This window comes from Bradyrhizobium sp. (assembly GCF_028868675.1).
GTDB lineage: Bacteria > Pseudomonadota > Alphaproteobacteria > Rhizobiales > Xanthobacteraceae > Bradyrhizobium.
Genome location: NZ_JAGWUA010000181.1, coordinates 1 through 9,578, shown reverse-complemented (window position 1 = coordinate 9,578; position 9,578 = coordinate 1). Strand labels below are relative to the sequence as shown.

Genomic DNA, 9,578 nt, shown 5'->3' with positions numbered 1-9,578 from the left:
CGTTTCTCGACCGCGCACGGCACCGGCTACATCTTCGAGGACCCGGTCAGCCTGGATGCGACGACGCTGCTGAAGGGCATGCGCGACGCCGGCGTCACCGCGCTGAAGATCGAGGGACGGCAGCGCGGCCGCGCCTATGTCGAGAGCGTGGTGCGCCATTTCCGCGGCGCGCTTTCCGCGCTGGCCGGCGGCCGCGAGGCCGAGATCGCCGGATTGAAGCCGTTCACCGAAGGCCAGGCCACCACGCTCGGCGCCTACCGCAAGACGTGGCGATGACTTTGGAAACGAAACGAGCCCAAGCGATGCAACTCAGCCTCGGCCCCGTCCTCTACAATTGGGCGCCGGAGCGCTGGCGCGACTTCTATTTCCGCATCGCCGACGAGGCGCCGGTCGACGTCGTCTCCGTCGGCGAGATCGTCTGCTCGAAACGGACTCCGTTCTTCGTCGAGGAGTTGCCCGTCGTGATCGAGCGGCTGAAGGCGGCGGGCAAGCAGGTGCTGCTGGGATCGCTGATCCTGGTGTCGCAGCGGCGCGAGCGCCGCCAGACCGAAGAGCTTGCCGTGGCCGAGGACGGCCTGGTCGAGGTCAACGACCTCACCGCGCTCAGGGCGCTGGCCGGCCGGCCGCATGCGATCGGGCCGTTCGTCAACATCTACAACGAGGCGAGCGCCTCCTTTCACGCGGGGCACGGCGCGACGCGCATCTGCCTGCCGCCGGAACTGCCGCTGACCTCGGTCGCGGCGATCGCGGGCGCGCTTCCCGACGTCGTGACCGAGGTGTTCGCCTTCGGCCGCGTGCCGCTCGCGATCTCCGCGCGCTGCTACCACGCCCGCGTCCACAAGCTCACCAAGGACAATTGCCGCTTCGTCTGCGAGAAGGACCCCGACGGGCTGAAGCTGCAGACGCTGGAGCAGCAGGATTTTCTCAACATCAACGGCGTCCAGACCCTCTCGCACACCTGCGCCAACCTGCTCGGCGACATCGGCGCGCTGCGCGAAGCCGGCGTCCGCTCGCTGCGGCTGTCGCCGCAGGATTGCGACATGGTCGGGGTAGCAAGAGTCTTTCGCGACGTGCTCGACGGCCGCGACGGCGCGGAGGAGGGTGGGCGCCGTCTCTCCGCGCTCTATCCCGACGTGCCGTTCGCCAACGGCTTCCTGCACGGTGCGGCCGGGGTCAGCTTCGTTCCGAGCCACGCCGGCGCCTGAGCTCAGGCGTCAGTCGTTGGCGCCCTGGATCGCCTCGATGACGCCGGCGGTGACATCCGCGGTCCGGGCCGTGCCGCCGAGATCGGGCGTGTGAAGACGCTTGTCGGCGGTCACCCGCTCGATCGCCTTCATCAGGCGCCTGGCGGCGGCGGGCTCGCCGAGATGCTCGAGCATCATCACCGCCGACCAGAAGGTGCCGACCGGATTGGCGATGCCCTTGCCCATGATGTCGAAGGCGGAGCCGTGGATCGGCTCGAACATCGAGGGGAAGGCGCGCTCGGGATTGAGGTTCGCAGTGGGCGCGATGCCGAGCGAGCCCGCGAGCGCCGCGGCGAGGTCGGACAGGATGTCGGCGTGCAGGTTGGTGGCCACGATCGTGTCGAGCGTCTGCGGCCGCGTCACCATCCGCATGGTCATGGCGTCGACCAGCATCTTGTCCCAGGTCACGTCGGGGAATTCGCGCGCGATCTCGACGGCGATCTCGTCCCACATCACCATGGCGTGGCGCTGCGCGTTCGACTTGGTGACGACGGTCAGGAGCTTGCGCGGCCGCGAGCGGGCGAGGCGGAACGCGAAGCGCATGATGCGCTCGACGCCGGCGCGCGTGAACATCGAGACGTCGGTTGCGGCTTCCAGCGGCGAGCCCTGGTGGACGCGGCCGCCGACGCCGGCATATTCGCCTTCCGAGTTCTCGCGCACGATCACCCAGTCGAGCTCCTTGTCGCCGACGGCGCGCAGCGGCGAGGTGATGCCGGGCAGCACCCGGGTCGGCCGCACGTTGGCGTATTGGTCGAAGGGCTGGCAGATCGCGAGCCGCAGGCCCCACAGCGTGATGTGGTCGGGGATATCGGGATGCCCGGCTGATCCGAACAGGATGGCGTCGTGCTTGCGGATCAGATCGCGGCCGTTCTCCGGCATCATCCGTCCGTGCTTCTTGTAGTATTCGCCGCCCCAGTCGAAATGCTCGAACTTGAACGTGAAGGTCCCCTCGCGCCTGGCGACCGCATCGAGCGCCTCGACGCCGGCGGCGATGACCTCGGTGCCGATGCCGTCACCCGGAATGGCTGCGATGCCGTAGGACTTCATGAAGGTCACTCCCTGGAGAAGATTGAATTTACGAACGCGCCGAGGCCGCGGCCTGCGCCGGCCGCCGCAATGAGCGCGACAGCACGAGAGTGAGCAGGGCGGAGATGACCAGCAGGCCAGCGACGAAGTGCAAGCCTCCGACGAAGCTGCCGGTCTGATCCTTGATCCATCCGATCATGGCCGGCCCGACGAAGCCGCCGAGATTGCCGATCGAGTTGATGGTGGCGATGCCGGTGGCCGCCGCGGGTCCCGACAGGAACAGGGTCGGCATGCTCCAGAGCGGCGGCTTGGCGGCGCTGATGCCGATGTTGACGAGGGTCAGCGCCGTGACGACCGCCACCGTGGTGGAGGAGAGATCGGCGAGGAACAGTCCCGTTGCCGCGACGAGGCTCGCGATCACCACGTGCCAGGTGCGCTCGTTGCGCAAGTCCGAGTGCCAGGACCAGAGATACATCGCGACGACCGCGACCGTCGGCGGGATTGCATTGACGAAGCCGACCTGCAGATTGCTCAATCCAAAACTCTTGATGATCTGCGGCGCCCAGATGCCGAGGGTGTAGAGCCCCGCGGAGGTGCCGAAATAGACCAGCGCCAGCGTCAGCACGCGCAGGTCGGCGAGGCCGCGCCAGATGCTGTGATGCGCCACCGCCGCCTTGCCGGCGCGCTCGGCGTTCATGGCCGCGACGAGCCAGGCGCGCTCGTCGTCGGCGAGCCATTTCGCCTGCTCGGGCCGGTCGGTCATGAAGAAGAAGACGATGATGCCACAGATCACGGCCGGCACGGCCTCGAGCAGGAACACCCACTGCCAGCCCTTCAGCCCGGCGATGCCGTGCAATTCCAGGAGTGCGCTGGAGAGCGGCGATCCCAGCACCACGGAGATCGGCACCGCCGCCATGAACAGCGAGGTGACGGCGGCGCGCCGGTGCGCGGGAAACCAGTAGCTCAGGTAGAGGATGATGCCGGGAAAGAAGCCGGCCTCCGCGGCGCCGAGCAGGAAGCGCAGCACGTAGAAGCTGGTGGAGTCCCACACGAAGGCCATGCCGGCCGAGACCAGACCCCAGCTGACCATGACGCGCGCGATCCAGATCCGGGCGCCGACCTTGTCCAGCACGATGTTGGAGGGGACCTCGAACAGGAAATAGCCCCAGAAGAAGATGCCGGCGCCGAAGCCGAACACCGCCGGCGAGAAGCCGAGGTCCTTGTTCATGGTGAGCGCCGCGAAGCCGATGTTCACGCGGTCGATATAGGCGATGAAATAGAGCAGCATCACGAACGGCACGATGCGAAGGGCGATCTTCCGCATCACGCGTTGTTCCAGCTCGACGCCCGTCTCACTGCCCATGGCGCAGCCTCCTCGCTCGTGTCCGGTTCGGCGCCTGTTGCTGCGTCGCTTGCCGGCGTCAGTTAGAGGATGTCGCCGCCCGCGGCTCAATCGGCATTGAATTATACAAATTATTGCAATAATATCCGCCCGCTCCGAGAGAGGCGGACATGGACCTGCACCAGCTGCGCTGCTTTCTCGCGGTTGCCGACGAGCTGCATTTCGGCCGGGCGGCGCGGCGGCTCAACATGCTGCCCTCGGCGCTCGGCCGCCACATCCGGCTGCTCGAGGAATCCCTGGGAACGCGGCTCCTGCTGCGCACCACGCGCAACGTCGCGCTGTCGCCGGAGGGTACGGCGCTGCTGCAGGATGCGCAGGCGCTCGTCGCCAGGGCGGACGAGATCGCGCGGCGGATCCGCGAGCGCGGCCGCAAGCGGGCGCGCACGCTCAGGCTCGGCGCCATCGATACCGCCGCCGCCGGTCTCGTGCCGATGCTGCTGCACGATGTCAGGCGCGCGCGTCCCGAGGCGGCCATCGAGCTCCTCGAAGACAAGACCATCCGGCTCTTGCCGCGCTTGTTGTCCGGCCGGCTCGATCTCGCCCTCGTCCGGCCGGCGGAACATCACGACCGCCGGCTCGAATTCGAGATGCTGTTCGAGGAGACTGCGGTCGTCGCGGTGCCGACCTCGCACCCGCTCGCATCGCGCAGGCGTCTTGTCATCAAGGCGCTGGTCGACCAGCCGCTGATCGTGCCCGACCGGCGCTCGCGGCCGCACAGCCACGACCTCACGATGAAACTGTTCGCGCAAGCCGGCCTTCAGCCGACGATCGCGCAGGTCGCCGAGGAGAAGCAGACCATCGTCAATCTCGTGGCCGCCCATATCGGCCTCGCCATCGTGCCGCGCTGGGCCTCGCGGCTCGCGGTCGCGGGGGTGCGTTTCATTGCGCTCGATATCCGCAACGCCCCCGAGCTGCACATCCTGCCGCTGGCCGCGGCGTGGCTGCGCGGGTCGCATGATCCGCTGCGCGAGGACGTGCTGGCGACGCTGCGGAGCAACCTCTCGCGCTACGCCGCGCAGGCCTGACGCACGGCCCTCCGACATTTCACGACGTCGATGCGCTTCTGCCATCGGTCGACACGGCCGTTTACCCGCATGCCGACGCCCGCTATGGTCGGGCATGTCCCCGGTTCGCTCCGTACTCCTGGACCTCGACGGAACGCTGATCGACTCGCAGCCCGGCATCATCGCAAGCAGTCGTGCTGCGCTGCGCGCGCTCGGACACGATCCCGGCGACGCGCTGGATATCAAGCGCGCCATCGGGCCGCCGCTGGAAGACATGCTGCGGACGCTGCTTGCGGCGCGCGGCGACGACCGCCTCGCCGAGGCCGTGGCGATCTATCGCCGGCATTACGGCGAAAGCGGCCTGCTCGGAAGCGAGCCTTATCCCGGGATCGGCGATGCCCTCCGCGACATGCGGGGAGCCGGATTGCGACTCTATCTCGCCACATCGAAACGTGAGGTCTTTGCCCGGCGCATCCTGGAGAACCTGAAGCTTGCAACCTATTTCGACGGCATCTACGGCTCGGTGCCCGGCGGGGAGCTGGATCACAAGCCCGAGCTGCTCGCCCACGTCCTGTCCGAACGGGACATCCGCGTTTCGCACAGCCTCATGGTCGGGGATCGCCGGCACGACATCGCCGGAGCTCACGCGGTCAGGATGCGCGGTCTCGGCGTGCTCTGGGGATATGGCAGCCGGGACGAGCTGGAAGCGGCCGGTGCGGACCGGTTGGTGGAGCAGACCGCGGATCTCGCTCGCGTCGTCTCGTCGATGTTGCACGGATAGGCCTTGGGCCGGCGACCATGCGGGATCTGGCCGCTGGCGTTACCGCGGGAATCAAGGCGTCCTGGCGCTCGGCGTCGGACGGGCCGCGAACTCGGTCGCGGTCTGCCGAACGATGTGGCCGTCGAGGTCCGTGCTCAGCCGGGCACGGCGGTTGCCGTAGAAAAAAGTCAGGCGGAACTCGCCCGCATGCTCGCCGACGCCGCGTTCGCAGGCGCTGGTGATCGCCCCATCGCGCATCAGCGCCGGCACGCGCGCTGCGCCAAGGTGCAGGAGGCGGCCGATCAGCGCGGCGTCCACCGTGAATGTATCGCCCTCGCGCGCGACCGCCCGTTCGGGAGAGCAGGGCAGCTCGTCCGTCCGGCTCATGGCATTTCTCCCCTTGTCGGCTCGCTTTAAAAGATGTATATATAATATATCTTTTACAGAGGAGGTCAAGTCATGACTGCGCCGGTACGATTGGAAAAGCTGATCGAGGCAGAGGCCTGGGACCTCGCGAACCCTCCACAGCTCGCCGCGCAGCGGCTGCAGCTCGCGACGCCCGAGCTGGCCTTCCATCTGGTCGCCGCCTTCCGCGCCCATCCCCACGTCTGCAACGTGCTGACCCATGTCTCGCGCGCCGATTGGAGGGCGGTGGAGCGTGCGCTGAACGTCATTCTCGATCCCGCGACGACGAGCGAAGGCCTCTCGCCGCTGGCGCGAAATCTCGTCGAGCTCATGTGCGCCGAACGCGGCGTCACGGGCCGGATCCTGAAACCCTGCTTTCACGGCGTCCTCGACCGGCTGCTCGCGCCGGATCGGAGCGAGCGGCTGATCGCCCGCGTCGAGGCGCTGTATCTCGGGCTCGAATGGCGGGCGCAGCCCCCTGCGCCTGCGCCGGCGAATGCAGGAGTTGACCGTGCCTGAAGCAGACCGTGGCGAGCGCGTGATCAGGGTCGCGGACATCGATCCGCGCTACCGACACGACATCCTGTTCAACCTGTTCGAGCATCTCGGGCCGGACGATGCGCTGCAGATCGTGGTGGACCACGATCCGAAGCGGTTGCGTCTGCAGCTCGAGGCGCTTCATGGCGAGCGATGCGGCTGGACATACCTGGAGCAGGGGCCGGATGTCTGGCGCGTCCGCCTGCGGTTGCTCGGCCGCGGCGACGCTAGCTGACGAGATCGCGGCGTCCATCACCGGGCGTGCCGCCCGGCGATCCGACGCGAAAATCAGAGACGATACAGTGACCTCCGGATGCGGTTTCAAAGTTGGAACCGATCCGCCGCCGCTGCGTTTGGTACCCGGATCTTGCGCAGCGTTGGGGATGCCGCGTGCGACTTGGATACGTCATTGCAGGGCTGGGATTGGGGCTCGCCGCCCGGCTTTTTCCCGTTTCGGCGCAAACACCTGCCCAGCCGCCGGACACGATGGCGGCACGCGTGGAGGCGTGCTCGCCTTGTCACGGCAAACAGGGCGAAGGCACCGGCGACGTCTATTTCCCGCGCCTCGCCGGCAAGCCCGCCGGCTATCTGTACAATCAGCTCCTGGCGTTCAAGAACGGCCGGCGGAAATATCCGCCGATGAACTATCTGCTCGAATATCTCGGCGATCCCTACCTGCAGGAGATGGCCGAGTATTTCGCCGAGCAGCGCCCGCCGCTGCCCGCCCCTGCCGCGAGCGACGTCAGCACGCAGGTGATGCAGAAGGGCCAGGCGCTGGTCAGCCATGGCGATCCGGCGCGGCAAATCCCGGCTTGCGGCAGCTGCCACGGCCCCGCGCTCACCGGCATGGAGCCGGGCATACCGGGGCTGCTCGGCCTGCGCCCGAACTATGTCAGCGCGCAGCTGGGCGGCTGGCGCTACGGCACGCGAACGGCGAAGGCGCCCGACTGCATGCAGCAGGTCGCGGCGCGTCTCACGGAAGCAGACGTGACCGCCGTGGCGGCCTACCTTGCGAGCCGGCCCGCGCCGATCAGCGCCGCTCCGGCGCCGAAGGGCGCTTACGTGCTGCCCTTTGCGTGCGGAAGCGAACCGGATTGAGGAGGCGGAGCTGTTCTCATTCTCACCGATCCTTGGCCTGCTCCTGCTTCCGTTCATCGCGAGCGTCTCCGCGCAGGCGCAGCAGCAGGCGGCCGTCGGCGGCAACGACATCGTCAGGCGCGGCGAGTACCTTGCGCGCGCCGGCGACTGTATCGCCTGCCATACCGCCCCGGAGGGCCGCACCTTCGCCGGCGGGCGAGCCATGCCGACCCCGTTCGGCATGCTTTACTCCTCCAACATCACCTCCGATCGCGAGACGGGCATCGGCAAGTGGACGGCCGAGGACTTCTACGTCACGATGCACAGGGGGCGTTTTCCCGACGGCGGCCTGATCTATCCGGCGATGCCGTTCGCCTCCTACACCAAGGTCACCCGCGCCGACAGCGACGCGATCTTCGCCTACCTCAAGTCCCTTCCGCCGGTGAACCAGAGGAATCGCGAGCACGAACTGCGCTTTCCCTACAACAACCGGCAATTGATCCTGGGCTGGCGCACGCTGTTCTTCAGCGAAGGCGAGTACAAGCCCGACCCGTCGAAATCGGCCGAATGGAATCGCGGGGCCTATCTGGTCGAGGGGCTCGGCCATTGCGGCATGTGTCATTCGCCGATCAACGCGCTCGGCGGCACGTCGCAGTCGGACGCCTTCAAGGGCGGACTGATACCCATGCAGAACTGGTACGCCCCATCCCTCACCTCCAATCGCGAGGCGGGCCTCGGCGACTGGAGCATCAAGGACATCACCGACCTCCTGAAGACCGGAGTCTCGGCGCGCGGCGTCGTCTACGGGCCGATGGCGGAGGTCGTGCACAACAGCCTGCAGTACCTGACCGACGACGACACCAAGGCAATGGCGGTGTACCTGAAGAGCATCGCCGAGCCGGCGGCGCGGCCGCCGGCGAGTTCGGCCTTGCCGACCACCGAAAGCAGCCTTCTGATCAGCCTCGGGAAGACCGTCTACGACGCACGCTGCGCGACCTGTCACGGCGCGCAGGGCGAAGGCAAGCCGCCGCACTGGCCGCCGCTCGCCAACAACCAGTCGATCGAGATGGAATCGGCCGTCAACGCCATCAGGATGGTGCTGAACGGAGGCTATCCGCCCGGCACGGAGGGAAATCCGCGCCCCTATGGCATGCCGCCTTTCGCGGGCCTTCTGTCGGACAACGAGGTGGCCGCCGTCGTCTCCTACATCCGCACCGCCTGGGGCAACCGCGGCGCGCCGGTCAGTGCGCGCGAGGCCAACGAGCTGCGGTCCGCCCCCCTGAACTGAGGCACAGATGATCAACTCGGACCTCCCTGAAGAGATCGAGAGCACCGCGGACGACCGGGTGAAGCGGATCGTCGCCGCGGGGCCGGGCGGGGCGCTGACGCTGGCCGGCATCGCCACCGCCCTGGTCGTCCTGATGTGGCTTGCGTTCTATCTGCTCGTCTTCCTTCCCCGCGGAGCGCTGCAATGACGGTGCAGGAGGACGATCGCGGCGCCGGGGTCGCCGAGCGGACGGAGAAACGCTGGACGGCGGTCTCCGTGGCCGTCATCATCGTACTCGCGCTGCTCGCGGCGTTTGCCGGCATCCATCGTGCGACCATGCCGCAGGCCCGTGTCGAGACCATCGATCCCACCAGGCTGCACATTTCGGGTGAATTCATCGAGTCCAACCTCGGCAGCGTCCTGGAATCGAACGGTGCAGTGACGGTCCGCGCGATCGGCCAGCAATATTCCTTCACCCCGGCCTGCATCCTGGTGCCGGCGCAAACGCCGATCACGCTGCGCGCCACCAGCGCCGACGTGGTCCACGGCATCCTGATCCAGGGCACCAATATCAACACCATGCTCGTGCCGGGCTACGTCTCCGAGCAGTTCATGCGGTTCGAGAGGACCGGCGACTACCTGATGCCGTGCCAGGAGTTCTGCAGCTTCGGCCACGAGGGAATGTGGGGCAGGGTCAGGGTGATCGACAAGGCGGCATTCGCAAGCCGCGCGAAGAACGGCGGGAGGCTGAGCTGTGTTGGAGAATAGGAAGCTCGTCCTCGCGCACTTCTGGCTCGCCTTCGCGGTGTTCGGCTTCGCACTGGTGCTGGGCGCGTGGCAGATGTTCGTGCGCAGT

The 9,578-nt window shown here is 67.5% G+C and carries 13 protein-coding genes; 10 read left to right on the top strand and 3 right to left on the bottom strand.

Annotation, left to right across the window (positions count from 1 at the left end; translation table 11 throughout):
• Both KGM94_RS19940 and KGM94_RS19935 read left to right on the top strand, forming a co-directional pair.
• Positions 1–276, top strand: a 276-nt coding sequence (locus tag KGM94_RS19940) for a U32 family peptidase (protein WP_300263273.1), incomplete at its 5' end; no start/stop codon positions are given.
• A 26-nt stretch (positions 277–302) separates the two neighbouring features.
• Positions 303–1,205, top strand: a complete 903-nt coding sequence (locus KGM94_RS19935) for a U32 family peptidase (RefSeq protein WP_300263270.1) — start codon at positions 303–305, stop codon at positions 1,203–1,205.
• Positions 1,206–1,214: 9 nt separating this feature from the next.
• On the opposite strand, the gene KGM94_RS19930 is transcribed toward KGM94_RS19935, so the two are convergent.
• On the bottom strand, positions 1,215–2,291 hold the full coding sequence (locus KGM94_RS19930; RefSeq protein ID WP_300263268.1) for a tartrate dehydrogenase: 1,077 nt from the start codon (positions 2,289–2,291) through the stop codon (positions 1,215–1,217).
• Between the two features lie 28 nt (positions 2,292–2,319).
• Positions 2,320–3,633 carry an MFS transporter gene (locus tag KGM94_RS19925; RefSeq protein ID WP_300263266.1) on the bottom strand — a complete coding sequence of 438 codons (1,314 nt, stop codon included), beginning with the start codon at positions 3,631–3,633 and terminating at the stop codon, positions 2,320–2,322.
• Between the two features lie 149 nt (positions 3,634–3,782).
• Between KGM94_RS19925 and KGM94_RS19920 the strand changes: the two genes are divergently transcribed.
• The gene (locus tag KGM94_RS19920; protein WP_300263264.1) at positions 3,783–4,697 is read left to right on the top strand and encodes a LysR family transcriptional regulator; all 915 of its coding nucleotides are present in this window, start codon (positions 3,783–3,785) and stop codon (positions 4,695–4,697) included.
• A 94-nt stretch (positions 4,698–4,791) separates the two neighbouring features.
• The gene (locus tag KGM94_RS19915; RefSeq protein WP_300263262.1) at positions 4,792–5,457 is read left to right on the top strand and encodes an HAD hydrolase-like protein; all 666 of its coding nucleotides are present in this window, start codon (positions 4,792–4,794) and stop codon (positions 5,455–5,457) included.
• A gap of 51 nt (positions 5,458–5,508) precedes the next feature.
• On the opposite strand, the gene KGM94_RS19910 is transcribed toward KGM94_RS19915, so the two are convergent.
• Positions 5,509–5,823, bottom strand: a complete 315-nt coding sequence (locus KGM94_RS19910; RefSeq protein WP_300263260.1) for a DUF6522 family protein — start codon at positions 5,821–5,823, stop codon at positions 5,509–5,511.
• 72 nt (positions 5,824–5,895) lie between these two features.
• Here KGM94_RS19910 and KGM94_RS19905 point away from each other — a divergent pair, with 72 nt between their 5' ends.
• From KGM94_RS19905 to KGM94_RS19880, 6 genes are all read left to right on the top strand, one after another.
• On the top strand, positions 5,896–6,360 hold the full coding sequence (locus tag KGM94_RS19905; RefSeq protein ID WP_300263258.1) for a hypothetical protein: 465 nt from the start codon (positions 5,896–5,898) through the stop codon (positions 6,358–6,360).
• Entirely contained in the window at positions 6,353–6,613 is a 261-nt protein-coding gene (locus KGM94_RS19900; protein WP_300263255.1) for a DUF2249 domain-containing protein, read from the top strand. Before KGM94_RS19905 ends, KGM94_RS19900 begins: the two co-directional genes overlap by 8 nt.
• 173 nt (positions 6,614–6,786) lie before the next feature.
• Complete coding sequence (locus KGM94_RS19895) at positions 6,787–7,476, top strand: c-type cytochrome (RefSeq protein WP_300263277.1); 690 nt, start codon at positions 6,787–6,789, stop codon at positions 7,474–7,476.
• A gap of 55 nt (positions 7,477–7,531) precedes the next feature.
• On the top strand, positions 7,532–8,743 hold the full coding sequence (locus KGM94_RS19890; protein ID WP_300263275.1) for a cytochrome c: 1,212 nt from the start codon (positions 7,532–7,534) through the stop codon (positions 8,741–8,743).
• 7 nt (positions 8,744–8,750) lie between these two features.
• Positions 8,751–8,930 carry a hypothetical protein gene (locus KGM94_RS19885; protein ID WP_300263253.1) on the top strand — a complete coding sequence of 60 codons (180 nt, stop codon included), beginning with the start codon at positions 8,751–8,753 and terminating at the stop codon, positions 8,928–8,930.
• A complete protein-coding gene (locus tag KGM94_RS19880) occupies positions 8,927–9,490 on the top strand; it encodes a cytochrome C oxidase subunit II (protein ID WP_300263251.1) in 564 nt (187 codons plus the stop codon). The genes KGM94_RS19885 and KGM94_RS19880 overlap by 4 nt, the downstream gene beginning before the upstream one ends.
• Positions 9,491–9,578: the final 88 nt, after the last annotated feature.